Consider the following 25,909-nt stretch of genomic DNA (forward strand, 5'->3'; position numbering starts at 1 on the left):
GCACACATGAAACTTTTATCTGCGTTGAAACCTGACGGTACCAATACCGGCCTGCTGCTGCTCATCGCGTTTGCGCTGGCGCTGTTCAGCATCCTGCTGCCCGGCCGTTTTTTTACCGATTCCACCTTTCTCAGCATGGCCTTTCAACTGCCTGAGCTGGGCTTGCTCACCCTGGCGATGTTTATTGCCATTCTGAGTGGCGGATTAAACCTGGCGATTATTACCACCGCCAACCTGACCAGCCTGTTCATCGCCTGGGTGCTACTCGGCATGTTGCCAGACGGGGCGGGAACCGGTCAGCAGTTGGCCTGGCTGCTGCTGGCGGTGCTCGGTGCCATGTTGATTGCTGCACTGATTGGCCTGATCACCGGCGTGATGGTAACCCGCATCGGTGCCCATCCCATTCTGGTGACCCTGGCCACCATGATTACCCTCAACGGCATCGGCATCTGGCTGACAAAAGGCGCCGCGGTGAGCGGCATGCCGCCGGTGGTGCGCGCACTGGGCGCCGACACGCTGCTGGGCATTCCTCTGCCGCTGTGGGTCTTTTTCGTGGCCGCAACGCTGCTGGCGGTGTTCCTGGGGAAAACCCGTGCAGGTAAGTGCATCTATATGGGCGGTAGCAACATTAATGCCACCTGGTTTAGCGGAATTAATACGCATCGCATGATCGTGCTGGTGTATGTGATTTCCAGCCTGTTGTGCGTGCTGGCGGGGCTGGTCATGATGGCGCGATTTAACTCTGCGCGTATGGGCTATGGCGATGCGTACCTGCTGCTGACCGTGCTGGCCATTATTCTTGGCGGCACCGATCCCAACGGCGGTTTTGGCCGTGTGACCGGCGTCGTGCTGGCGCTGATTGCCCTGCAGATCCTCTCAACCGGCTTCAACCTGATGAATATCAGCCAGCACGTCAGCCTGGCGATGTGGGGCGCAGTACTGATTGTGGTGCTGGCCGTGAAACAGGGTAAAGCCCGACTCAATGAACGCCGTGCCATGAAGCGCAGCAAGCGCCTGAGTGCGGTACTGAATCCTCTGACTGAGAAAAAGGAAGTATGATGCGAATTCAAATCTCCCCGTCGTTGATGTGTATGAACCTGATGGAGATCAAGCAGCAGTTGGCTGTGCTGAACACCCGCGCTGACTTCCTGCATGTTGATATCATGGATGGTCACTACGTCAAAAATATCACGCTCTCACCGTTCTTCATTGAGCAAATTCGCCCGCACACGCCGGTGGCTATCGATGTGCATTTGATGGTTGAGCAGCCCACCGATTTTATTGAGGCAGTCGCCAACGCCGGAGCGGACTATATTTGCCCGCACGCAGAGACGATCAATCGGGATGCCTTCCGGGTAATCAACCTGATTCGCAGTTTGGGGAAAAAACCGGGCGTGGTATTGAACCCCGCCACGCCGGTGTCCTTTATTCATCATTACCTGCATCTGCTGGATAAGATCACGGTGATGACGGTGGATCCGGGTTATGCCGGGCAACCCTTCATACCGGAAATGGTGGAGAAGATTCGGGCACTCAGTGCGTTAAAACGCGCCCACGGCCACCACTATTTGATTGAGATCGATGGCTCCTGTAATCAACGCACTTATCGCACCCTGCTGGAAGCCGGAGCGGAAGTGCTGATTGTCGGCACCTCGGGCCTGTTCAACCTGCATGACGATCTCTCCACCGCCTGGACAATGATGCGCGACAGTATTGATGCCGCGCAGGGACTGGCGCAGGAGTCTGCATGAAATCACGCTGGCTTGGCATTGATATTGGCGGCACCAGCACCCGTTTGCAGCTGATGGAAGAAGGCCGGAACTGGTGCGGCTTCCGTAAAGTGTCGACCGCCAGTTGGTCGCAACAGGCGGATGCGCTGGTCGCGCTTGGGGATCTGATTTGCGAAACGCTGGAGGCGCAGCCGGTAAGCGGGGTGATGCTTGGCCTGCCCGGCATTCTCAGCCGTGACCGCCAGCAGGTGATCTCGCTGCCCTTTATTCAGGCGCTGGATCAACAACCCGTCGTGGCACGGCTCAGCGCGCGCCTTGGTGTACCGGTTGCCATGGATAAAGATGTGAACCACCTGATGCTGTGGGATCTGCTGCAGCTGGAGACGTTACCCAATAATGCCGTGGGGTTATATCCCGGCACCGGTCTGGGTAACAGCCTGTGGCTGGAAGGCCGCTTTTATCATGGTCATCATGGCGGCTCAGGCGAGCTGGGCCATATTCCGCTGGCGAACAACGACCTGCCCTGCCCGTGCGGCAACCGGGGCTGTGCCGAAACCCTGATATCCGGTCACTGGCTCAGCACCTGGGCGGCAGCACAACAGCCGGATACGGGGATTTCGCAACTCTTTACCCGGCATGGCGATCACCCTGATCTGCGGGCGTTTGTGCAGCGGCTGGCACAGCTGATCGCCAGCGAAATGAACATTCTGGATCCCGAGTACCTGATTCTGGGCGGTGGCGTACTGTCGATGGCGGATTTTCCCTTGGTGCAGTTGCGCAGCACCATTCAGCAACATTTGCGACCGCCCGTTACGCGCCAGGGTTTAAAAATCGTTTTCAGCCATGCAACCGATCACACGGGCTGTCGCGGTGCCTGTCTGGCCGCCGAGCGCTGTTTTGGAGGGAAAAAATGAAAGGCAAAGTGTGCGTGTTCGGTTCCTTCAACCTGGATATCGTGGCAGGCATGGCCCGCTTTCCGCTACCGGGTGAATCGTTAATTGCCCAGCACAGCATGATGGGGCCCGGCGGCAAAGGCGCGAATCAGGCCACCGCCGCGCTTCGTGCGGGCGCCCGGGTGCACTACATCGGCAAAGTGGGCAACGACGACTTCGGCATATTTGCCCGCCGGCATCTGGAAAAAACCGGCTTTGATGCCATTACGCTGTTCACCTGCAAAGAGAAACCCACCGGCAATGCGTTGATTTACGTGGCCGGTAATGACGCTGAGAATATGATTTCTGTTTATCCTGGGGCGAATCTCACCGTCAGCGCAGCGGAAGTGACGCGCTGCAGGCCGACTGTTGCCGCGGCGGATATTTTGCTGGTACAGCTGGAAAATAATCTGAGCGCGATTCAGCGCATGATCGATCATGCCCGGGCGGCAAATACCTTTGTCATCCTTAATCCGGCACCGTTTCAAAAAATCAGTGACGCTCTGCTGGCAAAGGTCGATCTGCTGACGCCCAACAGTACCGAAGCCATGCTGCTGACCGGCGTGAAGGTCACGGACCTCGCCAGCGCCCGGCAGGCCGCCCTTGTGCTGCACCGCAAGGGCGCACGTCAGGTAATTATTACCCTGGGTACGGCGGGGGCCTTACTGTCTGACGGGCAACAGCTGCTGCATATTCCGGTGTTTCCCGCCACGCCGCTTGATACAACCGGCGCGGGCGATGCCTTTAACGGTGCGCTGGCTGCCCGGCTGGCCGCCGGCGTTTCTCTGGAACAGGCTGCACTGTTCGCCGCAGCGTTTGCCTCCCTGTGCGTTGAACGACAGGGAGCCGCTCATGCTATGCCCGCTTATGCCGATGCACTGGCACGCCTGCAGGCGCACCCGGAATGCGTGGCCGAAAGCGTGCTGGCCTGCGCGTAACATTCAGGCAGAGGCGCCTGGTGGCGCGTCTGCTCTGTACTCCATCAGAGCGTGAGCCAGCCTGCAATAAGCGCATGCTGCAATAACATAATGGTTTTGCCATCGCGGATGCGCCCCGCTTTCACCCACTGCATGGCCTCAGGAAACGTGATTTCCAGCACGTCGATGGCTTCATCCTCTACGCCGCCGCCCGCATTTTCCCGCAGCGCGTCGTGGTATTCAGCCGCAAAGAAATGCACCAGCTCGGTCACGCCGCCCGGCGACATGTAAACCGAATAGAGGGTTTCCACCTCGCCCACCGCATAGCCGGTTTCTTCAATGGCCTCTTTGCGAATGCAGTCTTCAGGCGAGTCATCATCCAGCAAGCCTGCACAGGCTTCAATCAACATACCGTCTTCATTACCGTTAACGTAGGTGGCAATGCGGAACTGGCGCGTCAGTACCACGCTGTTCTTGTCACGGTTATACAGCAGAATGGTGGCACCGTTGCCGCGGTCGTAAACTTCACGCTTGTGACGCACGAGTTCGCCCCGGTTGTCGGTAATCTCATAAGTGATATTACGCAGGACAAACCAGTTCTCTGACAGCAGCTTATCTTTGATGATGTTGATCTTGAAGGACATGGACGCTCCGCAGCGACAGGAAGGGAGCCTGAGATAATAGGACGTACGTTAAAAGAACACTATCTGAATTACGGGCCTTGCGCACGTCATCGTCCATCCTCACAGGCAAAAAAAATGCCAGCACGCTGGCTGGCATTCTATGCGAAACGTCTCGGTTACGACGATTTACCGTCGTGCTCGTGATGATCGTGTTCGGTCGCTGCGATGGCGTTCACACGCTTACGCACGCCAAACCAGCCCAGTACCAGAATCACCGCAATCAACGGAATGGAGGCGATAGTATAGGTGCCGTTTGGATAGTCGAACGCCATCAATACCAGCACGCTGAACAGGAACAGCAGCGTCAGCCATGAGGTAAAAGGCGCGCCTGGCAGCTTGAAGCTGACGTCGTCTGCCTTGCCTTCTTTGATCGCTTTACGCAGGCGTAGCTGGCAAAGCACGATAAAGCCCCAGGAAGAGATAATGCCGAGTGACGCCACGTTTAATACGATCTCAAACACCTGAGACGGCACATAGTAGTTAAGCACCACGCCGATGATATAGACGCCGACGGTCACCAGAATCCCGGCATAGGGCACCTGCTGGCTGCTCATTTTAGACATGAACTTCGGTGCGGAACCGCCCATCGACATTGAGCGCAGAATACGGCCGGTCGAGTAGAGACCGGAGTTCAGGCTGGATAACGCCGCACTCAGCACCACAATATTCATAATGCTGCCAATGTAAGGCACGCCCAGCTTAGAGAAGAAGGTCACAAACGGACTTTGCCCAGCCTGGTAGGCATTCCACGGCAACAACATCACTAACAGCACCACGGAACCGACATAGAACAAACCAATACGCCAGATAACGCTGTTGATCGCCTTCGGCAACATGGTTTCCGGATCTTTACACTCGCCTGCTGCCGTACCGACCAGTTCAATCGAGGCGAAGGCAAATACGACGCCCTGCACCAGCACCAGCGCCGGCAACAGACCGTGCGGGAACAAGCCGCCGTTATCCGTGATCAGGTGGAAGCCGGTTGCATTTCCATCAAGCGGTTTACCCGTGCCGAGGAACACGACACCGACAACCAGGAAAATGACAATCGCCAGCACTTTGACCAGCGCGAACCAAAACTCCATTTCGGCGAACCACTTTACGCCGATCATGTTCATGGTACCGACAATCGCCAGCGCCCCTAACGCAAATACCCACTGCGGCACATCACCAAACGCGCCCCAGTAATGCATATAAAGCGCAACGGCAGTGATATCCACAATCCCGGTCATGGCCCAGTTAACAAAGTACATCCAGCCCGCCACATAAGAGGCTTTCTCGCCCATGAACTCACGAGCATAGGAGACAAAGCTTCCGCTGCTGGGACGGTGTAAAACCAGTTCGCCCAGTGCGCGCAGGATGAAGAATGAGAAGATACCGCAGACCAGATAGATGATGGCGAGGGCCGGACCTGCCGCCTGTAAACGGGCGCCTGCGCCCAGAAACAGCCCCGTACCGATGGCTCCCCCGATGGCAATCATCTGCACGTGACGATTGCCCATGGCCTTCTTATAGCCGGAGTCGTGGGAATTGAGCCAGCGTCGTTTCGCAGCGCGCATGTCCGCTGCGGATTTCTTTGTAGATTTCATAGCCTTCCTGTTTGTCCTGACCATAAGTCATAGCGCATCCAAACGATTGCGTTCAGCACTGCGAAATGGGTTGTCTTCCTCTGTGCGTCCGCCTGTGAGTTTACGGAAAGCGGCGCGGGAATTTACGGCGATGAATCCTAACCGTTATGTAACATCGAAGCAAAATATACCGAGGGGATATGCGGGACGATTTGTAAAAAATTTTTCTGAGATCACAAAAAAACCGGCCATTGGCTGGCCGGTAAACACTACAGGGATGGAATAGAGAGGGTTTAGCGGTAAATCTCTGCGGTGCCGGTCCAGAGGCTGGAATCACCCGGCGTGTTCACACCGATGACCCGGAAATGGCTGGCGCCTTCGGCTTTCGCCTGTTGTGAAAGCTGGCGAGTCACATCGTCAAGTGAACCATTTACGCTGGAAACAGAGACGCTGCCGATTTTTTGCAGATCCTGTGCCTCGCGTTGGTCCACCGCCGTGGCGGCCAAGGTAGAAAATGACGCAGTGGCCAACAGGGCGGCGGTGAGGTAAGCAGGTAATCGTTTCATAAATACTCCTGTACTCGCGTTGGTCGCTGTGGTTAAACACGTAATTGATTATTGGCGAGGCAATGCAAGGCAACCTTTGTGAGTTGTAAAGCTGTGCGAGTAATGGTCGGTCTGACGTCGGTATTCCTGGGAAACGTCAATCTGGGTGAGTAAAGCTGCTGAACGGTCTCATTTCGGGCTATTTCATGACAGGTCACCTGGCGTCCTCTGCCACCTCTTTTATCCTTCCCTGTTACTGAAGGGGTTATTTGCTGTGATTGTTAAACGCTCTGTTACCCGAAGTATTGCGCAGTCTTTAACGCTGATTGTGTTGCTGGCTTTGCTGACAACCGGTCTGGCTCTGCTCACCCTTTCCAGCAGCCTGCGTGACGCGGAAGCCATTAATCTGGCCGGTTCGCTACGGATGCAGAGTTACCGGCTGGCCTGGGATGCCAGGCTGGAGCCTCGCCTGCTGGTAGCGCATCTGGCGCAGTTCCAGCACACCCTTGATGCCCCCGTTTTACAAGGCCTCGACCGCCCCTGGGTGCCACATAAAGTTATTAACCACTATCAACGTTTGCGCGCGGGCTGGCCGGAGTTAGCTCAGCATCTTGATGCCGATGCAGCAGAAGCCTGGCAGCTTCAAATGCCGGTCTACGTGGGGGAAATCGATCGCTTTGTCCTGGAACTGCAGCGTTATGCTGAACTGAAAATGCGGGTGGTGGCGATCAGTAGCCTGACGGGCCTGGTGGCGATCGTGGCGCTGGCGTTGATGACGATACGCTTTACCCGTCAGCAGGTCGTTAAGCCGCTGAACGCGCTGGTCACCGCCAGTCGTTATGTGGAAAAGGGCAATTTTGCGTTCCCGCCTCTGCACGTCCAGCAGCAGAATGAACTTAAGGTGCTGTCACACACCTTCAGCAGCATGGCCGCCCAGTTGCACGCGCACTATCAGCTTCTGGAGCAGCGGGTCCGCGATAAAACCCGGGATCTGACCCAGGCAAACCGCACGCTTTCGCTGCTCTATCAGAGCTCTCAGATTTTAACGCGCGGCCCCCTGCATCCGGCTCTGTTCGACAGCGTGTTGGCCAGCGTGCTTGCCAGAGAAAAGCTTGCGTTTATCCGCATGGAAGGTGAGCAGTTTACCTTTGAGTCCGGGCAAATCGCCCCTTCTCAGGCCTGGCATCAGTTACCCTTGCAGCAGGGCGATCACCCTATTGGCACCCTGCACTGGCAAACGACTGTTACGACGCCGCCTGCAGCATTAATGCAGAGCCTGGCGGCAATGCTGGCCCGGTCAGTCTGGATCTGGCAGACCCAAAAACAGCAGCAGCAGATGCTATTAATTGAAGAGCGCGCCACCATTGCACGCGAGCTGCATGATTCGCTGGCTCAGGCACTGACCTACCTGCGTATTCAACTGACGCTGCTGCGGCGCACTGTCGATGCGCGCGATCGGTCAGCACATGACATTATTGCCGAATTCGATCTTGCGCTGGCTGAAGCTTACCGTCAGCTCCGTGAGTTGCTTGCCACCTTCCGTTTAACGATTGAAAAATCCGATCTGATGGCCGCACTGCACGCAATGATCGCCTCCTTGCAGAAGCAGTCTGAGGCCGACATCCATTTCACCTGCCAGCCAGGGCTTGAGGCGCTGGATGCTCAACAGCAGGTACACGTACTCCAGATTGCCCGCGAGGCGCTGCTTAACGCCATTCGCCATGCAAATGCACAGATGATTACCCTCGACTATCAGCACACAGATGAAGGCGAACATATACTGAGCGTGACGGATGATGGTATTGGGATCGGCACGACAGAGGAACCGCAGGGGCATTACGGGCTGACGACCATGACGGAGCGGGCTGAACGGCTAGCCGGATCCTTACAGATTACGGCACAGCCACGTGGAACACGTGTCACACTGCGTTTTCCATCGCGTCCGGCGCTGCCGCGTGAGTAGTGCTGTTGCCCGCCATTGTGTATTTTAATAACATCCTGAGATCATACAAGATGTGGCAGATCAACACCTGAAGGCAGAATTAACCATTACAATCAACATTCTGCGCATCACCATTCTGGAACGGTCTGGAAAGCCGATCGTTCGTACTGCCCGTATCGCCGTCTGACATCCAGTGCACAGGGAGCTAACATGGCACAACCTGCTTTAACCATTATGATCGTGGACGATCATCCCCTTATGCGCCGGGGCATCCGCCAGCTACTGGCGCTGGAGCCGCAGTTGCAGGTCATCGCTGAAGCCAGTAACGGGACTGAAGCGCTGGCGGAAGCCCGCCGTCTGACACCGGATATCATCCTGCTCGATCTCAACATGAAAGGGATGTCAGGGCTGGATACGTTAAAAGCGCTTCGTCATGAAGGCATCAGCTCACGTATTCTGGTGCTGACGGTCTCTGACGCGCGCAGTGACATTTACGCCCTGGTGGATGCAGGAGCGGACGGCTATTTACTCAAAGACAGCGAACCCGAAATCTTGTTGCGCCAGGTCATGCAGGCCCTACAGGGTGAGACGGTGTTTAGCGATGCGGTAAGGCACGCTCTGTCCATGCGACATAACAGTGACGATCCCTTCCGCTTGCTGACCGAACGCGAACGCGGCGTGATGCAGGAAGTGGCGCGGGGCTTGTCTAATAAAGACGTGGCTCATGCACTTCATATCTCGGAAGAAACGGTGAAGGTCCACATTCGTAATGTCCTGCGCAAACTTGATGTACGTTCACGCGTTGCTGCAACAATTATGTGGATTGAGCGCCGAAACAGTTGATAAAAAACGCGCAAACTTACACATTCTCTACAATTTCTCCACTTTTCAAACCCGCCTCGCACGTAAAGTAGAGTCCTACCCGTGCGTGGTTTGCGTGGATTTTCCTGTGCGTCACGCGCTGCATCGCTCATATTAATAATAAAAGCAGTGAGGAGTGTCGGTTCAATGTCGAATTTCTTTATCGACCGCCCAATTTTCGCCTGGGTTTTGGCTATTTTATTATGTCTTTGCGGCACGCTCGCCATTATTTCACTTCCTGTTGAGCAATATCCCGATCTCGCCCCGCCCAACGTGCGTATTACCGCCACTTATCCCGGCGCCTCAGCGCAAACGCTGGAAAATACCGTCACCCAGGTTATCGAACAGAACATGACCGGTATCGATAACCTGATGTATATGTCCTCCAACAGCAGTAATACCGGCCAGGCGCAAATCACCCTCACCTTTACCGCAGGTACCAATCCTGATGAAGCCCGTCAGCAGGTTCAGAATCAGTTGCAGTCGGCCCTGCGCCAGTTACCTCAACCTGTGCAGTCACAAGGGGTGACCGTCAATAAAACCGGCGACAGTAACATTTTGATGGTGGCGTTTGTCTCAACTGACGGCAGCATGAACAAACAAGATATTGCTGATTATGTCGCCAGTAATATTCAGGAGCCCTTAAGCCGTATTGATGGGGTGGGTGAAGTGGATGCCTACGGTACGCAATATGCTATGCGCATCTGGCTCGATCCCTACAAGCTGACCGCCTATGCCCTGACCACCGATGATGTGGTCAATGCCATCAAATCCCAGAATACCCAGGTTGCAGTGGGCCAGGTGGGCGGGCTACCGGCCGTCAATAATCAGGCGCTGAACGCCACCGTGAACGCGCAGGCGATGCTGCAAACCCCCGACCAGTTTAAAGCGATTACCCTGAAGAATAATCCCGATGGCTCCGTGGTGACGCTAGGCGATGTCGCAACGGTGGCGCTCGGCGCTGAAAAATACGATTCCCTCAGCCGCTATAATGGCCAGTCCGCCTCCGGCCTGGGCATAAAACTGGCCTCCGGTGCCAACGAGATGAACACCGATAAACTGGTGCGGGCGCGGCTGGATGAATTATCACACTATTTTCCGCACGGGCTGGAAGCGAAAATCGCGTATGAAACCACGCCCTTTGTTAAAGCCTCTATCACCGACGTGGTCAAAACCCTGCTGGAAGCAATTCTGCTGGTATTTGGCGTGATGTATCTGTTTATGCAGAACTTCCGGGCCACGTTAATCCCTACCATCGCGGTGCCCGTCGTGCTGCTTGGCACCTTTTGTGTGATCTTTGCCTTCGGCTACAGCATCAACACCCTGACCATGTTCGCTATGGTGCTGGCGATAGGCCTGCTCGTGGACGATGCGATTGTGGTCGTGGAGAACGTTGAACGTATCATGAGCGAGGAAGGGATCTCGCCGCGCGCTGCCACCCGCAAATCGATGGGGCAAATCCAGGGGGCACTGGTCGGAATTGCGCTGGTACTCTCCGCCGTATTTATTCCTATGGCCTTTTTTGGTGGCACCGTCGGGGCAATCTACCGCCAGTTTTCGGTGACTATTGTCTCCGCCATGATCCTGTCGGTGTTGGTCGCGATGATCCTGACACCCGCCCTGTGTGCCACGCTGCTTAAGCCCATCGCCAAAGGGGAACATCACGGCGAGCGCGGCTTCTTTCGCTGGTTTAACCACCATTTCAACCGCAACGCCGACCGCTATCAGCGTGGTGTCGCCCACATTCTGCGCACGGGCGGCCGCTGGCTGCTGTTGTATGTGGGGATTATTGGCATCATGGCGTTCCTGTTTCTTCATCTGCCTTCGTCTTTTCTGCCCCAGGAAGATCGGGGCATGATTTTGACCCAGGTCCAGCTTCCCGCCGGTTCCAGCATGAATCAGACCTCGGCGGTAGTGGCAAAAGTGGAAAAGTACTACCTGACGAAAGAGAAAGATAACGTGCTGTCGGTCTTCTCAACGATCGGTTCCGGCCCTGGCGGGAACGGGCAGAACGTCGCGCGTCTGTTTATTCGTTTGAAAGACTGGGGTGACAGACCCGGGGCCGATCGCACGTCGTTCGCCATCATTAAGCGCGCCGGAAAAGCGTTCAAACACATCAATGAGGCCACGGTCATTGCGAGCAGTCCGCCGGCGATTACCGGTCTGGGCAGCTCATCGGGCTTTGACCTGGAAATACAGGATCATGGCGGCATCGGGCATGACAAGCTCATGGCGATGCGCGACATGCTGCTCGACAAGGCCAGCAAAGATAAGCTCCTGTCCCGTGTCCGTCATAACGGCCTTGATGACAGCCCGCAGTTGCAAATTGATATTGATGAGCGCAAAGCCCAGGCGCTGGGCGTATCACTGGATACCATTAACGACACGCTAGCCACTGCCTGGGGCTCAAGCTACGTGAACGACTTTCTGGATCGTGGACGGGTAAAAAAAGTGTATGTACAGGCTGATGCGCCCTATCGCATGCTGCCCGGCGATATCGATAAATGGTACGTGCGTAACAGCAGTGGCACCATGGTGCCCTTCTCGGCATTTGCCACCAGCCGCTGGCAAACCGGTTCACCGCGTCTGGAACGCTATAACGGATACTCCTCCCTGGAAATCGTGGGGGAAGCCGCAGAGGGCGTGAGTAGCGGTACAGCGATGAATGAAATGGAGAAACTGGTCGAATCCCTGCCGCTTGGCGTGGGTTTCCAGTGGACGGGGGCATCCTATCAGGAGCGGTTATCGGGCTCTCAGGCACCCGCGCTGTATGTGGTTTCGCTGCTGGTTGTCTTCCTCTGCCTGGCAGCCCTGTATGAAAGCTGGTCGATCCCGTTCTCTGTCATGCTGGTCGTCCCGCTTGGCGTGATCGGTGCGCTGATTGCCACCTGGACGCGCGGGCTGGAGAACGACGTCTATTTCCAGGTGGGCTTGCTGACCGTGGTCGGGCTTTCGGCCAAGAACGCCATCCTGATTGTCGAGTTTGCTAACGAGCTTAACAGTAAGGGAGGTGAACTGATTGAATCGACGCTGGCGGCGTCACGCCAGCGCCTGCGGCCGATCCTGATGACGTCGCTGGCCTTTATCTTCGGTGTGCTGCCGATGGCGATCAGCAGCGGCGCAGGCTCCGGCAGTCAGCATTCTGTGGGAACGGGCGTGATGGGCGGGATGATTTCTGCCACGATTCTGGCCATTCTGTTTGTGCCGCTGTTCTTTGTGCTGGTGCGTCGCCGCTTTCCCCTGAAAGAGAAGCATCGGGACTGATTAACCCGCTTTCCTGACGGCGCCTCAATCAGGCAAAAAAAACGGCCTCTGTTCGCAGCGGCCGTTTTATTCGTGTGTGTGGTCAGAATTACAGCAGAGGGGAAAGTGCCCTGCTTTTCTCCTCACGTGTTACTTGTTGCGTAACATCGCTTCGATGAATTCTTTCCAGTTCCCCATTTCGGTGTCAATCATAGAACCCTCTCTTATTGTAGTGGCAATATTACGCCTTTTTTTTCGCCTGGTGAATACGTTTACACCTGTCATTACTATCGGCAAAGGCGACAAAAAGCTGAGTATTTTCTGATTTGCTGGCTGACGCACACTTCAGCAAGGGCCTAAGCTGACAGGTTTTAATGCGGTTTTGACCAGGACGTAGCCTAAAAATCACAATTAAGGAAATTCTTAATTCCGAAATGATAAACCGCGAAATCATTAGAGGCAAAACTGAAACCGTTTACCCCCGACGGGAAACGCCTCTGTGCAGGGTATTTTTCGATACAGGCGCGATCGGGCGGATGCTGCATCAGATCACACTATGGTAAACTCCAGAGCTAATTTTAATGACAGGAGCAGGCGATGAGCGCGCAGTGGGTCATGTTTGGGATTAAAAATTGCGACACGATTAAAAAAGCACGTCGCTGTTTAGAGGCGGCGGGCGTGGACTATCGCTTCCATGATTATCGTGCTGACGGCCTGACCGGTGACCAGCTGCAGCAGTTTATCGACGTACTGGGCTATCAGGATCTGCTCAACACGCGCGGCACGACCTGGCGTAAGCTACCCGAGGCAGAGCGCGAGGCCATCACCGATGCCGCCAGTGCAAAAGCGCTGATGCTGGCCCAGCCTGCTATCATCAAGCGCCCTGTCCTGCGCGCACCCGACGGCTCGCTGCTGCTGGGCTTCAGCGAATCTCTTTACCAGAATCGTCTTCAGGAGAAGTCATAATATGTTTTGTCCGGTCATTGAGCTGACGCAGCAGCTTATTCGTCGCCCTTCTCTCAGCCCCGATGACGCCGGATGTCAGGCGCTGCTGATCGCACGCCTGGAAGCGATAGGTTTCCACATCGAAACCATGAACATCAACGACACGCTGAATTTCTGGGCCACGCGCGGCGAAGGCGAAACCCTGGCGTTTGCCGGCCACACCGATATTGTTCCCCCGGGCGATGCCAGCCGCTGGATTAATCCCCCGTTTGAACCCACCATCCGCGACGGCATGCTGTTTGGGCGCGGTGCAGCGGATATGAAAGGCTCGCTGGCCGCCATGGTTGTTGCCGCCGAGCGGTTTGTCGCCGTTCATCCTCATCACAAGGGGCGTCTGGCATTTTTAATTACGTCTGACGAAGAAGCCAGCGGCGCGAACGGAACGGTAAAAGTGGTTGAGCGCCTCATGGCGCGTAACGAGCGTCTGGATTATTGCCTGGTCGGAGAACCTTCCAGCAACGAAGTCGTGGGTGACGTCGTGAAAAATGGTCGTCGTGGCTCCATCACCGCGAACCTGACCGTGCATGGCGTACAGGGCCATGTAGCCTATCCTCAACTGGCGGATAATCCCGTGCACCGTGCTCTGCCGGCGCTTAACGAGCTGGTCGCCACGGAATGGGATCAGGGTAACGCCTTTTTCCCGGCCACCAGCATGCAGATCGCCAACATTCAGGCGGGAACCGGCAGTAACAACGTCATCCCCGGCGAGCTGTTTGTGCAGTTCAACTTCCGTTTCAGTACGGAACTCACCGATACCCTGATTCAGCAGCGTGTCGCAGAAATGCTGGACCGCCATCAGTTGCGTTACACCATTGAGTGGAAGCTTTCCGGCCAGCCATTCCTGACCTCACGCGGCAAGCTGGTTGATGCCGTGGTCAACGCCGTTACGCACTATAATGAAATTAAGCCGCAGTTGCAGACTTCTGGTGGAACCTCTGACGGACGTTTTATCGCTCGTATGGGCTCGCAGGTGGTGGAACTGGGTCCGGTGAATGCCACGATTCACAAAATTAACGAATGCGTGAAAGCATCAGACTTACAAATGCTGAGTCGGATGTATCAACGCATCATGGAACAATTGATCGCCTGACAGCGAGGGAAGGAGCGGGCCTATGGAGTTTATTAAAGATTACTGGTGGATCCTGGTGATCCTGCTGATGGTGGGCGTGTTAATGAACGTCTATAAAGATCTGAAACGCATCGATCATAAAAAATTTATGGATAACAAACCCGATCTCCCGCCTCATCGTGATTTCAACGACAAGTGGGACGAGGACGACAACTGGCCGAAGAAAAAATAACGGTCATGCGCCCCCGCCATCGCGAGGGCGCGCGGTTACATCATCATAATGACATCGTCATCGCCAGGTTTTGCCCCGCCTGAGGCTTCATCGAAGTAACGTTTGGGCACGGTATACTGCAAATGATGCAGCGCAAAATCCATGCTGCGCTGATCGATGGCATGCGCCAAATCCTCTACGATATTCAGCGTGACATCACCGCCCAGCGCGGTTAAACGCTGTTCCGCCTGTTGCGCCTGCATCAGCGGGATATGGTCATCATAATCACCATGGATCAGATGCACGGTAGTCCGCGTGCTGGCCTTTTCCGGTAGCGTCACAAAGCGACCGCTAAAGGCAACCGCCCGGCCAGCCAGATCGTCGTGGGCTTTGATGCCTTCCAGCACCATGCTGGCCCCCTGCGAAAACCCCACCAGTGCCGTGGCTTCGGGACGCACCCCGCTTTTCTGCTGCCAGTGACGCACCGACTCGACAAACTGCGGCATGCTGCTGTCTACACAGGCCTGCTCGCTTTTATCATGCAGGCCGGCTTCGTTAAACCATTGACCGCCCGGCCCCGGCGATCCCACCGACACCACCAGCGCCGCCGGAAACGTTTTAGCAAACCAGCTGCCAATTTGGCCCATCGCGTCGGGATTGTCCCCCACGGCATGATAAAGCAGAAACAGCTGGGCAGCCTGAGTGGGCTGCTGAACAATTACATATTTCAGTGTCATATCGACCTCCTGCGACTACTCTACGCCCCCGGGCGCAGGATGATAGTGGGAATATTTGAATGTCTTGGTGGATTTATTGCAATTGCTCGCGCAACGCTTCGCCTTCTCTGCCGGGTAACGCCAGTAGCGCAGCGGCGGCTTCAGCGCGTAAGGCCGTAATCAGCATCTTGCGTCCGTTGAGCCGGGCAGACTGAGCCAGTTCAGCCAGGCTGGTGTCAGCGTTCACCGCCTGTCGCAGGAGCGGCAAAGGCTGCTGGCTGATGCCAACCAGCCGCTGAAGTACCGCCAGGCTTGCTTCCAGCGGGCGTTGCGCCCAGGCAAAACCGGCGGCCAGCCAGGCATCGCGCCGGGTAAACGCGTGGTCACAGGCTGCCGGTAGCGGCAGGTCCAGCGGAATGTGCGGTCTGAGCAGCGGCCAGTCACGGGCCAGGCTTCCCTCCGCCTTCTGCTGCAGCGCTTTGCCGGCCGTCGTCAGCCCCAGCACGGCCATCGCCGCATAACAACCGCTGCTGGCTTCTCGCTGACTGCCAATTCGCGCCAGCGTAAAGCCACAGGCTTGCCAGAAAGCCCAGAGAGGTTCAGTGTAGCCAAAGCTGACCGAGAGGTAATCATATCCGGCGGCATCCGCGCAGGCGGCGGCCACCAGTTGCTGGCCGATTCCCCGGCGGCGCGCAGGTGCGGCAATGGCAATCCGGCTAATTCGCAAGGCGCGCAGCGTGGCGGCTTCCGTCAGCCCGGCGTGCGCGGCCAGCGACTGCGCCACCAGATTACCGCGAGGCCGCCTGTGGCCCGCCCATACCGCTTGCGCCAGTTCATCCGTCAGCCCGCCCTCTTCTACCAACCATAGCGCGCCCTGTAGCGCCGGAACCTCGCCCGCCAGCCACAGATGCATGCCTGGCGCATCCAACAGGCGACGCAGATCCAGCGGTGAGGTGCGGTAATGCGCACTGGTCAGCAGTTGGTAAGCCGCCTGCTGGGCGGCGAAATCAGACGCCTCTGCTCGCCGGGGCGCACGCTCCTCCAGGGACGGGGTTTCAGCGGCATCCTCAAACAGCAGAGCCCGGTTGAGCCAGTGTTCCAGGGGATCGTGGCGAGCCCAGCGTAACGGTTCGTCCAGCGTAAAGTAGCGCACCTGCTGCAGCTCAGCGCAGAACTTGAGCATAAAGCCACGGCCGCTGCCTTCGTAACCCTGAATGGTCGTTACCAGCAACACGCGCGGGAAACGTGCTACCAGCGCATGGAGCAGCGGAGCGGGAATGGCCGCGGCTTCATCCACGATGAGCCAGTCAAACTCGGGCTGGTCGGGCAGCGCCAGAATCGCATCCGGTGCCATAAACCGATAATGTTCTCCGGCGAAAGAGGCTAACACTGTGGTGGTAATTTTTGCCGGTGCGGTTACCAGGCAGCGCGTATTCTGTCGCGCCAGCATGCCTGCGAGCGCCGATTTGCCTCTGCCGCGCGCGGCGGTGATGACCGCCACGCCAGCAGAAAAATGCGTCAGCTCTTGCAGAATGCTTTGCTGCTGACTCGCGGCCTGACAGTGCCAGGCCGGCCGAGACGACCAGTTGGGCAGCGCGAGCGGCTGCGGCTGCTGATGCAACAGCGCCTGCTGATCGTCTTCCGTCAGGCGTTGCAGGTGATGGACAAAATGGGGCGTGGCAATCGGCTCGCTGACATCAGCCCAGCGCAGGCTGTCCGCATCGGGCTGCTGCGCCCAGCGCGCCCAGGGGGGCACTAACAGAAGCAGCCAGCTACCGGCCGTCAGCGTTCCGGCCAGCGCCGCCAGCGCCTCGGCATGGAACCCCTGGCGGGCATCAAACACGGCATGATGGAATTCACGCCCCAGCAGCGTACGAAATGCGGTCGGGGCGCAGTGCGTGCCGGTTTCCGGTGGGTTATCGCTCAGCCACAGCCAGTCGCCTTCCAGCGTCTGGCTCCATGAGAGCGCGGTGTCCCGGCACCAGTCGGCTTCGCCGCCGATCACGGCCAGCCGCCGTATACCGGCGGCCTGCATGGCACAGGTCGCTGCTTTCAGGTTCATCCTTTAAGAGCAAAGGTGTCGCACTGGCCAGGGTTACCGCTGTCGAATCCGCGTTTGAACCAGGTATACCGCTGCGCGGACGTACCATGCGTAAAGCTGTCCGGCACAACCCGGCCCTGGGTTTTCTGCTGCAGACGATCGTCACCAATGGCTTCGGCTGCGTTTAACGCTTCCTGTAAATCCCCCACTTCGAGGATTTTTTCCTGTTCCATATAGTGGCCCCAGACGCCCGCAAAGCAGTCGGCCTGAAGCTCCATTTTCACGGACAGTTGATTAATCTGAGTCTGGCTGGCCCCCTGCTGCATCTGACGTACCCGGGGTTCAATGCCCAGCAACTTCTGCACATGGTGGCCGACTTCATGCGCAATGACATAGCCCTGGGCAAAATCGCCGCCTGCCCCAAGCTTGTTTTTCATTTCGTCATAGAATGACAGATCGATATAAACAGTCTGGTCTGCCGGGCAGTAAAAGGGCCCCATAACAGACTGTCCGGTGCCGCAGCCGGTGCGCGTAGCGCCGCGATACATCACCAGCTTCGGCGGCGTATACTGTTTGTTCATCTGTTTGAACAACTTGTCCCAGGTGTCTTCGGTTGTCGCCAGCATGACCGACGTAAACTTTGCCGCCTCATCCTGATTCGGGTTGGCGGTGCGCTGCTGCTGCTGTTGGTTGCCCGATGTCACCTCGCCCCCGGTCAGCAACGGGGTCAGGTCATAACCGTAATAACCCGCCACCGCGACCAGAATCAGCATGATAATGCCCGCCTTGCCGCGTGGCAGAGGAATGCGTCCTCCCCGGTTACCGGATGACTGATTACGGCGATCTTCGACATTGTCGCTTTCGCGACGTCCTTGCCAGCGCATGGTTTTTGCTCCCTGTGGCGTATTAACTCAGATGGCATGATTTTAGATGCGTGACGGCGCAATCACCAGCTTTACACCAAAATGAAAAAGGAGAGCCTGCGCTCTCCTTTTCGTGACCTGCTGAGCGTTACTCAGTCAAGTTTGACGCCCAGGCGACGGGCTACCGCTTCATAGGCTTCAATCAGGCCACCCAGGCTCTGACGGAAACGGTCTTTGTCCATTTTATCCAGGGTTTCTTTGTCCCACAGGCGCGCACCATCGGGTGAGAATTCGTCCCCCAGTACCACTTCGCCGTTGAACAGGCCAAACTCCAGCTTGAAGTCCACCAGAATCAAACCAGCCTTATCAAACAGGTTGCTCAGTACGTCGTTGGCTTTATAGGTCAGCTCACGCATACGGGCCAGATTCTCTTTGCTGACCCAACCAAAGGTTTCGCAGTAAGATTCGTTAACCATCGGATCGTGTTTAGCATCGTCCTTCAGGAACAGGTCGAACAGCGGCGGGTTCAGCACAATCCCTTCTTCGACGCCAAGACGCTTCACCAGCGAACCGGCCGCACGGTTACGGATTACGCACTCGACCGGGACCATGTCCAGCTTTTTCACCAGCGCTTCGTTATCTGACAGCAGGGCTTCCATCTGTGTCGGGATGCCCGCTTCCTGCAGCTTCGTCATGATGAAATGGTTGAACTTGTTATTCACCATGCCCTTGCGATCAAACTGCTCAATGCGGGCGCCGTCGCCTGCTGATGTATCGTTGCGGAATTCAAGTATCAGCAGATCCGGGTTATCGGTGCTGTATACGGTTTTCGCTTTACCGCGATACAACTCAGCTCGCTTTTGCATCTTATTTAACTCCAAACATGAAAGATCCGGTTCTGAGGCAGGCATTTTGCGTTGATTGCCGTGACGCAATCGATTACCTCGTCTCGCGCTATTATGCCAAAAAACGAAATAAAAAGGCCGGAGAATCTCCGGCCTGGGGTAATTTTTTATTTGTTCATTGCGGCCTGGAACACTGCCACGAGCGCGTCGTTTTGCGCCTGCGTCAGCACATGGCCTTTAGGATCAATAAATTGCAGACTGGTACGGTTGTCGAGGTCGCCAACCTGAACCTTGTAATCGCCGTTTGGCAACTCAGGATCTTTGGCGCCCACGCTGTCCCAGGTGCTGCTGCCCGGCGCTTTGTAGGTCACTTTCATGCTGCCGGTTGAGCGCGTGCTGTCGGTGACGTCCATTCCTACACGGCCCATGGCCGCAGGCAGACGCTGCCAGGCAACATTGAAAGGCGTGCGTAACACCAGCATAGGCAGGCCGGTGTCGTCGGCACCGCTTTGCACATCAATCGCACCACTGACGCGGCCGGCGGCAGCGTTTTCATTCGCGGTGGCGATCTTGTCCATCCCTGCGGCGATGTCGTTCAGCATCTGCGCGGTATAACGCTGAATCTGCACTGGCGAGGTCACGCTGTTGCCTTCCTGCTGCAGCTCCAGCAGACGGACGGTCAGGACCTGCTGATAACTCTGCGACTGAACGCTGATTTGGTAACGACCACGGTACTGCTTATCTTCGTCTGCACGGTTCCACTGTACCCAGTCGGTGGTCAGCTGTTGTCCGGCGTCATTACGGGAAGCGATCGGGAAGTTATTAGACTGGACGACACCCACAACCTGCGACCAAATCGATCCGCGGCTGTTATCAAACATCAGCACACCAGTGTTATTACTGAACTGGGCGCGTGAGCCGTTCATCAGAGCCAGAGGCTGGGCTGGTGGACGAATATCCAGCTGCTTGCCAACCGGCGCTTTGCTGGTTGAAGGCGGAATATCGTATTCCCCGTTCTGGACAGGCAGAATCATGCCCGACGGTGCCTTCAGCTCCCGCAGACCACTGGCCTGCAGGTAGGACTCATCACCGCTGACCTGGCGTTTGTAACGCTGATCGTTCGAACAGGCCGACAATAGCATCAGGGTGGAAAGCCCCACCACTGTTGCAATCGTTGACCGCTTTACTGAGTAATTCATTCAAACTCCCTAAATTATCGCAAACCCGCTTTCACCAGCGCCTGCTCCACTTTCGGCTGTGCAACCGCAGTCAGTGGTGTCATTGGCAGACGCAGCGTGTCATTAGCGATTAATCCTAGCTGTTTTGCCGCCCATTTAACCGGGATTGGATTAGGTTCACAGAAAAGCGTCTGGTGCAGGTGCATCAGACGCTGATTGAGACGGCGAGCTTCAACGAAATTACCCTGCTGTGCGAGCCTGCACAGCTCGGCCATTTCGCGTGCTGCTATGTTAGCCGTCACCGAAATGACGCCTTTGCCGCCCAGTTGCATAAAGTCCAGTGCGCTGGCATCGTCGCCGCTCACCAGGATGAACTCATCATTAACCAGCTCTTGGATCTGGCTGACACGGGATAAGTTCCCCGTTGCCTCTTTGATTCCGATAATATTTTTGATTTCGGCGAGGCGGGCAACAGTTTCCGGCAACATATCACAGCCGGTGCGCGAAGGTACGTTATACAGCATTTGTGGCAGGCTGGTACTGTCGGCAATCGCTTTAAAGTGCTGAAACAGGCCTTCCTGCGTGGGGCGGTTATAGTAAGGTGTGACGGTGAGGCAGCCAATAACGCCAGAATTTTCAAAGCGTTTGGTTAGAGAGATGCCTTCAGCGGTGGCATTCGCACCGGTTCCGGCAATCACGGGAATACGCCCATCCGCCAGTTCCAGGGTTTGCAGCACGACATCACCATGTTCGTCATGGCTCAGCGTGGCAGACTCGCCGGTGGTGCCGACGGAAACGATCGCCGCCGTACCGCTGGCGACATGGTAATCAATCAGTTTTCTCAAACTCGCACGGCAGACATTACCTTTGTCATCCATCGGCGTAACGAGTGCAACAATACTTCCCGTAAACATTGGCGATCCCCTCGACAAACAAGTGCTTCATGGTACGTTTTACACTTAGGGAAAAGCAAGCAAGCTCCGCTATTCCCGCGCTTGTCAGCAGTTTTTTTTATGTTTACCTTATGGTTATTAGCAAATGCACAGGGAATCCTATTTTGCAGCAATCTCAACCCCACCACTTGGTGATCACCGCACTGGGTGTTGACCGCCCGGGTATCGTCAATACGATTACCCGTCACGTCAGCAGTTGCGGTTGCAACATCGAAGACAGTCGCCTTGCCATGCTTGGGGATGAATTCACGTTCATTATGCTGCTGTCCGGTAGCTGGAACGCCATTACGCTGATTGAGTCAACGCTGCCGCTTAAAGGCGCAGAGCTGGAGCTGCTCATCGTGATGAAACGCACCCATGCGACCGCCCGCCCTCCGATGCCGGATACGGCGTTTATTCAGGTCGAAGTCGCTGACTCACCGCATATTATTGAGCGCTTTACGGATTTAACGGACAAGCACCTGATGAACATCGCTGAACTGGTGTCACGCATTCAGCCAGCCCAGCACGACAGGCCCGCTACGCTCTATATTCAGATGACGGCGCACAGCCCGACGCGGAGCGATGGTCCGGCCTTTGAACAGGCCTTTAATGAATTATGCCAGGAGCTTAACGCGCAGGGTTCGTTGCGTCTCTACAGCCTGAGCGATGCCGATAATCGTGAACTGGCCGCACCTGGCAGGTAAAGACGAGCGCCCCCGTGACTGTTCTGCTACGTTAAAAGTGCAGTCAGGTGAGGAATACGTCTGAAACAGATAATTTTCCATTTGGCAGTTTCTCGCCTCTTGGTGTATTAACCACAGCATGAACTCAAAATGGAGAGATGTGATGAATCCACTGAAAGCCGGTGATACCGCACCGAAATTTAGCTTGCCCGATCAGGATGGCGAACAAGTAAATTTAGCCGACTTCCAGGGGCAGCGTGTTCTGGTCTATTTCTATCCAAAAGCCATGACGCCGGGTTGTACCGTGCAGGCATGCGGTCTGCGTGACAACATGGATGAACTTAAAAAAGCTGGCGTCGAGGTGCTGGGGATCAGCACGGATAAACCCGAAAAGCTGTCACGTTTTGCAGAAAAAGAGCTGCTTAACTTCACGCTGCTGTCGGACCAGGAGCATCAGGTTTGCGAGCAGTTTGGCGTCTGGGGTGAAAAAACCTTTATGGGGAAAACCTACGACGGCATTCATCGCATCAGTTTCCTGGTGGATGCGAATGGCAAAATCGAAAAGGTGTTCGACGATTTCAAAACGTCAAACCACCACGACATCGTGATGGACTACCTCAAGTCAGCCTGATGTCTTCAGGGCGCGGCATCGTCCGCGCCCTGAACGTTTAGCGACTCAGCGTTTCATCCAGCGGGGCTTCAGGCCACGCGTGCACCACCGCCTTGACCAGGGTGGCGAGCGGAATCGCAAAAAACACGCCCCAGAATCCCCACATTCCGCCAAAGATCACCACTGACAAGATGATCACCAGCGGATGCAGATTGACCGCTTCTGAGAACAAAATCGGCACCAGCACATTGCCGTCCAGTGCCTGAATCACCAGATAGACGGTTAACAGCGTCCAGAACTCGCTATCAAGCCCCCACTGAAACAACCCTACGCCAATAACCGGAATGGTGACCAGCATCGCGCCGATATAGGGGATCAGAACCGAAACCCCCACTAATACGGCCAGCAAAAGCGAGTAGTTAAGGCCGAGGAACATGAAAGCCAGCCAGCTGGCGATCCCGACCACCACCATTTCCAGCACCTTGCCGCGAATGTAATTAGTAATTTGCTGATTCATCTCCTGCCACACTTCCCCTGCCAGCCCGCGATTGCGCGGCAGCACGCGCCGAACGGCGTTCAGCATCTGCTCTTTGTCCTTCAGCAGGAAGAACACCATGAGCGGCACCAGCACGAGATAAATCATCAGGGTCATCAAGCCTACCAGCGAGGCCAGGGAATATTTCACCAGCGAATCGCCTACCCCGCTAAGACGACCGCGCAGGTTTTCAACGATGACGTCGATGATGCCCGCATCGACCAGGGCGGGGAAACGTCGGGGTAAACCCGCCGCATACAGATAGAGCTTGTTCAGCATGTTGGGCAGATCCCGCGTCAGGTTGATGCCCTGCTGCCAGGCGACGGGGGCGACAATCAAGACCAGAACCAGCAGAATCCCGGCAAACAGCACCAACACGATGCTGGTCGCCCAGCTCCGCGTACAGCCAATGCGTTGCAGCCGTACCGTCGGCCATTCAAGCAGGTAAGCGAGAACCAGCGCCACCAGCAAGGGCGCCAGCAACCCACTCAGAAAGAAAAGAATGCAGAATCCCGCCAGCAGAATCACCAGCAGGCCAATCGCCTGCGGATCGCTAAAACGGCGTTTGTACCATTGAATCAATAAAGCCAGCATGCCGTTGGGTCCATAACGTCAAAAAGGGCCATGATTGTACCGGATATTCTGGTGCGGGAAAGATGTGAAAAGCAGTCTGTGGCCTGACAGCTTTCGTTGACCGGGCGATGGCGGGCCTGCACGGCCCTGTTAACGGGAGTTTGAACCTGGCTGAGGCTGTCCACTGGCAGGCGAATCGCCACCGATTCTATTCACAGCGGGCCGAACGCCTTTCCGGCCCGCTGTCGGTCAATGTTCTGGGGTCAGGCTTCGTTTACCCAAATACGCATCTCCCCTTCTCCCCGGTTCGCCCAGCAGAACCAGGGGATAAACGTTAACGTCTGGCTCTGCGGTGCAGCCGGTGCGCGGTCGTAGTTCCACAGCGGCTGTTGCGCTGGCTCGTGGGCGGTCTTTTTCACCCCTTCAGCCTGGATTACTACCTTGTGCGCAAAGACGCCTTTCCCTTCAAAGGTGTTGAACGCCGCAGACGCGGGCAGCCATACATTGTGTAACTGCTCGCCGTTATCGGCCTGCTCCAGGCAGTAGACTATCGGCCCGCGCTGGACAGCCACCTTACCCGCCACATGACGCACGAGAGGATTACCGTACACCCGGCGCACCGGCATCGGAAGCGTTAGCGTGAGCGTGTCGCCCTCCTGCCAAATCCGTTCAATGTACAGGTAGCCTTTGCGGGCGCGATCCGTCACCACCTCACCGTTACAGCTCACCTGCGGCGCCTCGCACCAGTCAGGCAATCGTAACGCCAGCGTATGTTTTACGGGCTGGGTGGCATCGACAGAAATCGTGACCGTTTCCTCCCAGGGAAAGTTACCGCTGATACGGATACCCAACGTGCGATCGCCGACGGGCACATCAACCCGGTTGCCGACGTAGAGATTGATAAAGAGCGCATTCGCGTGCGGCGTATAGATATAGTGACCGAGCGAGGTCAGTAAACGCGCGATGTTCGGTGGGCAACAGGCACAGCCAAACCAGCGCTGGCGCACCGGTTTCACATGATCGTAAAGATGGTTGAAATGCAGGGTTTTCGGCTGCACCTCCAGCGGATTGACGTAGAAGAAATGTTTCCCGTCCAGCGCCATACCGCCCAGTACCGTATTATACAGCGCGCGCTCCATCACATCGGCGTACTGGCTGTCGGCTTCCATTTCCAGCATACGTCTGGCAAACATCATCAGGCCAATGGACGCGCAGCTTTCGGCATATACCGTGTCATTGGGTAAATCATAATCGCTGCTGAACGCCTCACCGCTGCTTTGGGAGCCGATTCCGCCCGTAATATAAAGCTGCCGCTGAGCCATGTTGTGCCACAGCCGCAGGCAGTCCTGACGCTTTCCTTCGTCCTGACTCAGACGCGCGAGGTGCGCTACGCCGGTCATCAGATAAACAAACCGCACCGCGTGGCCCACTGCGTGCTGCTGTTCGGCAAGAGGCTGATGCGCCTGGCTGTAAGCCTTGTCCTTCACCATCCATGCCGGGCCATAGGTATGCCAGTAGGAAGTCTGACCGCGTTTCTCGTACTCAATATCATAGAAGTGAGGCTGGGTGCCGCGCTGCGTGACAAACGTATTCACCAGCGCCAGATAGCGTGGTTGCTGAGTCACTTCATACAACCGCATCAGCGCCAGCTCGATCTCGGGATGGCCAGGATAACCATGCAGCTGATGCTCCTCAGGGCCGAAGACGCTGTCGATATGGTCGGCGAGCCTGCACACCACCTCCAGTAAACGGCGTTTGCCGGTCGCCTGGTAAAATGCCACGCCCGCCTCAATCATGTGCCCGGCGCAGTAAAGCTCGTGGCACTCGGCAAGGTTGGTCCAACGATCTTGCGGCGCTTTCACGGTGAAGTAAGTGTTGAGATAGCCATCCTCGCACTGCGCCGCCGCGATCAGCTCAATCACCTCATCGGCCGTTTTCTCCAGTTCCGCGTCAGGCTTCTGGCAAAGCGACCAGGCCACCGCCTCCAGCCATTTCGCTACATCGCTGTCCTGAAACACCATGCCATAGAATTCCCCGTCCTGCTGGCCAGCCGCGATGCGAAAGTTTTCGATGGCATGGCTGGGATCGGCTTCTTCGATCCGATCGTTAAGCGCCTCCCACTGATAAGGAATGACCACCTCCCGCACCAGTTGTTGATACTTACCGAGAAACGGATCGTGGATAGTCAGCTTATGCAGATCGACTTCATTGACAGACATCTTAC

24 protein-coding genes are annotated in these 25,909 nt (G+C 56.3%); 12 read left to right on the plus strand and 12 right to left on the minus strand.

The genetic code is table 11. From position 1 onward, the window contains the following. The first annotated feature begins 6 nt into the window (after positions 1 to 6). The 4 genes from NYE92_RS08410 to NYE92_RS08425 are packed head-to-tail and all read left to right on the plus strand — an operon-like array spanning position 7 to position 3,600. Positions 7 to 1,059 carry an ABC transporter permease gene (locus NYE92_RS08410; protein WP_259018854.1) on the plus strand — a complete coding sequence of 351 codons (1,053 nt, stop codon included), beginning with the start codon at positions 7 to 9 and terminating at the stop codon, positions 1,057 to 1,059. After that, complete coding sequence (alsE, locus tag NYE92_RS08415) at positions 1,059 to 1,751, plus strand: D-allulose 6-phosphate 3-epimerase (RefSeq protein WP_015699768.1); 693 nt, start codon at positions 1,059 to 1,061, stop codon at positions 1,749 to 1,751. The genes NYE92_RS08410 and alsE overlap by 1 nt, the downstream gene beginning before the upstream one ends. Continuing rightward, positions 1,748 to 2,644, plus strand: a complete 897-nt coding sequence (alsK, locus tag NYE92_RS08420; RefSeq protein WP_259018855.1) for an allose kinase — start codon at positions 1,748 to 1,750, stop codon at positions 2,642 to 2,644. Before alsE ends, alsK begins: the two co-directional genes overlap by 4 nt. After that, on the plus strand, positions 2,641 to 3,600 hold the full coding sequence (locus NYE92_RS08425) for a ribokinase (RefSeq protein WP_015699767.1): 960 nt from the start codon (positions 2,641 to 2,643) through the stop codon (positions 3,598 to 3,600). The genes alsK and NYE92_RS08425 overlap by 4 nt, the downstream gene beginning before the upstream one ends. Positions 3,601 to 3,644: 44 nt before the next feature. Here the strand turns inward: NYE92_RS08425 and nudK are convergent, their stop codons facing one another. The 3 genes from nudK to NYE92_RS08440 all read right to left on the minus strand — a co-directional run bounded on the left by nudK (position 3,645) and on the right by NYE92_RS08440 (position 6,396). Next, positions 3,645 to 4,223, minus strand: coding sequence for a GDP-mannose pyrophosphatase NudK (gene nudK / locus NYE92_RS08430; protein ID WP_013026669.1), 579 nt, complete (start codon positions 4,221 to 4,223; stop codon positions 3,645 to 3,647). Between the two features lie 155 nt (positions 4,224 to 4,378). Then, positions 4,379 to 5,851 (minus strand): L-asparagine permease, encoded by a 1,473-nt coding sequence (gene ansP / locus NYE92_RS08435; protein ID WP_014605303.1) that lies wholly within the window; start codon positions 5,849 to 5,851, stop codon positions 4,379 to 4,381. A gap of 272 nt (positions 5,852 to 6,123) precedes the next feature. Further along, the gene (locus tag NYE92_RS08440; protein WP_013026671.1) at positions 6,124 to 6,396 is read right to left on the minus strand and encodes a DUF1471 domain-containing protein; all 273 of its coding nucleotides are present in this window, start codon (positions 6,394 to 6,396) and stop codon (positions 6,124 to 6,126) included. Between the two features lie 253 nt (positions 6,397 to 6,649). Between NYE92_RS08440 and narQ the strand changes: the two genes are divergently transcribed. The 3 genes from narQ (at position 6,650) to acrD (ending at position 12,442) form a co-directional block, all read left to right on the plus strand. Further along, complete coding sequence (gene narQ, locus NYE92_RS08445) at positions 6,650 to 8,338, plus strand: nitrate/nitrite two-component system sensor histidine kinase NarQ (protein WP_259018856.1); 1,689 nt, start codon at positions 6,650 to 6,652, stop codon at positions 8,336 to 8,338. Between the two features lie 189 nt (positions 8,339 to 8,527). Next, positions 8,528 to 9,160 (plus strand): response regulator, encoded by a 633-nt coding sequence (locus NYE92_RS08450; protein ID WP_259018857.1) that lies wholly within the window; start codon positions 8,528 to 8,530, stop codon positions 9,158 to 9,160. Between the two features lie 165 nt (positions 9,161 to 9,325). After that, positions 9,326 to 12,442 (plus strand): multidrug efflux RND transporter permease AcrD, encoded by a 3,117-nt coding sequence (gene acrD, locus NYE92_RS08455; RefSeq protein WP_014605301.1) that lies wholly within the window; start codon positions 9,326 to 9,328, stop codon positions 12,440 to 12,442. A gap of 129 nt (positions 12,443 to 12,571) precedes the next feature. On the opposite strand, the gene ypfM is transcribed toward acrD, so the two are convergent. Continuing rightward, complete coding sequence (ypfM, locus tag NYE92_RS23260) at positions 12,572 to 12,706, minus strand: protein YpfM (protein WP_022623485.1); 135 nt, start codon at positions 12,704 to 12,706, stop codon at positions 12,572 to 12,574. A 312-nt stretch (positions 12,707 to 13,018) separates the two neighbouring features. Here ypfM and NYE92_RS08460 point away from each other — a divergent pair, with 312 nt between their 5' ends. From NYE92_RS08460 to NYE92_RS08470, 3 genes are read left to right on the plus strand one after another with little or no spacing between them, the layout of a single operon-like run. Next, the gene (locus NYE92_RS08460; protein WP_014594275.1) at positions 13,019 to 13,387 is read left to right on the plus strand and encodes an ArsC family reductase; all 369 of its coding nucleotides are present in this window, start codon (positions 13,019 to 13,021) and stop codon (positions 13,385 to 13,387) included. 1 nt (position 13,388) lies between these two features. Next, positions 13,389 to 14,516 carry a succinyl-diaminopimelate desuccinylase gene (dapE, locus tag NYE92_RS08465; protein WP_259018858.1) on the plus strand — a complete coding sequence of 376 codons (1,128 nt, stop codon included), beginning with the start codon at positions 13,389 to 13,391 and terminating at the stop codon, positions 14,514 to 14,516. 22 nt (positions 14,517 to 14,538) lie between these two features. Beyond that, positions 14,539 to 14,727, plus strand: coding sequence for a YpfN family protein (locus NYE92_RS08470; protein ID WP_013026677.1), 189 nt, complete (start codon positions 14,539 to 14,541; stop codon positions 14,725 to 14,727). Between the two features lie 35 nt (positions 14,728 to 14,762). Here NYE92_RS08470 and ypfH read toward each other — a convergent pair whose 3' ends face one another. The 6 genes from ypfH to dapA all read right to left on the minus strand — a co-directional run bounded on the left by ypfH (position 14,763) and on the right by dapA (position 21,263). Continuing rightward, complete coding sequence (ypfH, locus tag NYE92_RS08475) at positions 14,763 to 15,443, minus strand: esterase (protein WP_014605298.1); 681 nt, start codon at positions 15,441 to 15,443, stop codon at positions 14,763 to 14,765. Positions 15,444 to 15,516: 73 nt separating this feature from the next. Next, the gene (locus tag NYE92_RS08480) at positions 15,517 to 17,484 is read right to left on the minus strand and encodes a tRNA(Met) cytidine acetyltransferase TmcA (RefSeq protein ID WP_078829249.1); all 1,968 of its coding nucleotides are present in this window, start codon (positions 17,482 to 17,484) and stop codon (positions 15,517 to 15,519) included. Beyond that, complete coding sequence (locus NYE92_RS08485; protein ID WP_013026680.1) at positions 17,481 to 18,347, minus strand: neutral zinc metallopeptidase; 867 nt, start codon at positions 18,345 to 18,347, stop codon at positions 17,481 to 17,483. Before NYE92_RS08485 ends, NYE92_RS08480 begins: the two co-directional genes overlap by 4 nt. 131 nt (positions 18,348 to 18,478) lie before the next feature. Further along, positions 18,479 to 19,192 carry a phosphoribosylaminoimidazolesuccinocarboxamide synthase gene (gene purC / locus NYE92_RS08490; protein WP_014605296.1) on the minus strand — a complete coding sequence of 238 codons (714 nt, stop codon included), beginning with the start codon at positions 19,190 to 19,192 and terminating at the stop codon, positions 18,479 to 18,481. A gap of 146 nt (positions 19,193 to 19,338) precedes the next feature. Next, complete coding sequence (bamC, locus tag NYE92_RS08495) at positions 19,339 to 20,370, minus strand: outer membrane protein assembly factor BamC (RefSeq protein ID WP_259018859.1); 1,032 nt, start codon at positions 20,368 to 20,370, stop codon at positions 19,339 to 19,341. 14 nt (positions 20,371 to 20,384) lie between these two features. Continuing rightward, positions 20,385 to 21,263 (minus strand): 4-hydroxy-tetrahydrodipicolinate synthase, encoded by an 879-nt coding sequence (gene dapA, locus NYE92_RS08500; protein WP_014594282.1) that lies wholly within the window; start codon positions 21,261 to 21,263, stop codon positions 20,385 to 20,387. Between the two features lie 143 nt (positions 21,264 to 21,406). Here dapA and NYE92_RS08505 point away from each other — a divergent pair, with 143 nt between their 5' ends. Both NYE92_RS08505 and bcp read left to right on the plus strand, forming a co-directional pair. Beyond that, positions 21,407 to 21,988: a glycine cleavage system transcriptional repressor gene (locus NYE92_RS08505; protein WP_089517136.1), complete on the plus strand. Its 582-nt coding sequence runs from the start codon at positions 21,407 to 21,409 to the stop codon at positions 21,986 to 21,988. A gap of 142 nt (positions 21,989 to 22,130) precedes the next feature. Beyond that, positions 22,131 to 22,598: a thioredoxin-dependent thiol peroxidase gene (bcp, locus tag NYE92_RS08510; RefSeq protein WP_014605294.1), complete on the plus strand. Its 468-nt coding sequence runs from the start codon at positions 22,131 to 22,133 to the stop codon at positions 22,596 to 22,598. Between the two features lie 37 nt (positions 22,599 to 22,635). On the opposite strand, the gene NYE92_RS08515 is transcribed toward bcp, so the two are convergent. Both NYE92_RS08515 and NYE92_RS08520 read right to left on the minus strand, forming a co-directional pair. Next, a complete protein-coding gene (locus NYE92_RS08515) occupies positions 22,636 to 23,706 on the minus strand; it encodes an AI-2E family transporter (protein ID WP_013026686.1) in 1,071 nt (356 codons plus the stop codon). Between the two features lie 242 nt (positions 23,707 to 23,948). Further along, a complete protein-coding gene (locus NYE92_RS08520; protein WP_259018861.1) occupies positions 23,949 to 25,904 on the minus strand; it encodes a glycoside hydrolase family 127 protein in 1,956 nt (651 codons plus the stop codon). Positions 25,905 to 25,909: the final 5 nt, after the last annotated feature.

The sequence above is a fragment of the Pantoea sp. B566 genome (assembly GCF_024793925.1).
In the GTDB taxonomy this organism is placed as follows: Bacteria; Pseudomonadota; Gammaproteobacteria; order Enterobacterales; family Enterobacteriaceae; genus Pantoea; species Pantoea ananatis.

Coding starts and splice junctions, on each gene's coding strand:
- NYE92_RS08460 (WP_014594275.1), top strand. CDS start 13,019: ATGAGCGCGCAGTGGGTCATGTTTGGGATTAAAAATTGCGACACGATT.
- bcp (WP_014605294.1), top strand. CDS start 22,131: ATGAATCCACTGAAAGCCGGTGATACCGCACCGAAATTTAGCTTGCCC.
- acrD (WP_014605301.1), top strand. CDS start 9,326: ATGTCGAATTTCTTTATCGACCGCCCAATTTTCGCCTGGGTTTTGGCT.
- NYE92_RS08485 (WP_013026680.1), bottom strand. CDS start 18,347: ATGCGCTGGCAAGGACGTCGCGAAAGCGACAATGTCGAAGATCGCCGT.
- NYE92_RS08450 (WP_259018857.1), top strand. CDS start 8,528: ATGGCACAACCTGCTTTAACCATTATGATCGTGGACGATCATCCCCTT.
- alsK (WP_259018855.1), top strand. CDS start 1,748: ATGAAATCACGCTGGCTTGGCATTGATATTGGCGGCACCAGCACCCGT.
- nudK (WP_013026669.1), bottom strand. CDS start 4,223: ATGTCCTTCAAGATCAACATCATCAAAGATAAGCTGCTGTCAGAGAAC.
- NYE92_RS08470 (WP_013026677.1), top strand. CDS start 14,539: ATGGAGTTTATTAAAGATTACTGGTGGATCCTGGTGATCCTGCTGATG.
- purC (WP_014605296.1), bottom strand. CDS start 19,192: ATGCAAAAGCGAGCTGAGTTGTATCGCGGTAAAGCGAAAACCGTATAC.
- alsE (WP_015699768.1), top strand. CDS start 1,059: ATGCGAATTCAAATCTCCCCGTCGTTGATGTGTATGAACCTGATGGAG.
- NYE92_RS08425 (WP_015699767.1), top strand. CDS start 2,641: ATGAAAGGCAAAGTGTGCGTGTTCGGTTCCTTCAACCTGGATATCGTG.
- NYE92_RS08440 (WP_013026671.1), bottom strand. CDS start 6,396: ATGAAACGATTACCTGCTTACCTCACCGCCGCCCTGTTGGCCACTGCG.
- NYE92_RS08515 (WP_013026686.1), bottom strand. CDS start 23,706: ATGCTGGCTTTATTGATTCAATGGTACAAACGCCGTTTTAGCGATCCG.
- NYE92_RS08410 (WP_259018854.1), top strand. CDS start 7: ATGAAACTTTTATCTGCGTTGAAACCTGACGGTACCAATACCGGCCTG.
- ypfH (WP_014605298.1), bottom strand. CDS start 15,443: ATGACACTGAAATATGTAATTGTTCAGCAGCCCACTCAGGCTGCCCAG.
- ansP (WP_014605303.1), bottom strand. CDS start 5,851: ATGAAATCTACAAAGAAATCCGCAGCGGACATGCGCGCTGCGAAACGA.
- ypfM (WP_022623485.1), bottom strand. CDS start 12,706: ATGACAGGTGTAAACGTATTCACCAGGCGAAAAAAAAGGCGTAATATT.
- NYE92_RS08520 (WP_259018861.1), bottom strand. CDS start 25,904: ATGTCTGTCAATGAAGTCGATCTGCATAAGCTGACTATCCACGATCCG.
- bamC (WP_259018859.1), bottom strand. CDS start 20,370: ATGAATTACTCAGTAAAGCGGTCAACGATTGCAACAGTGGTGGGGCTT.
- dapE (WP_259018858.1), top strand. CDS start 13,389: ATGTTTTGTCCGGTCATTGAGCTGACGCAGCAGCTTATTCGTCGCCCT.
- dapA (WP_014594282.1), bottom strand. CDS start 21,263: ATGTTTACGGGAAGTATTGTTGCACTCGTTACGCCGATGGATGACAAA.
- NYE92_RS08480 (WP_078829249.1), bottom strand. CDS start 17,484: ATGAACCTGAAAGCAGCGACCTGTGCCATGCAGGCCGCCGGTATACGG.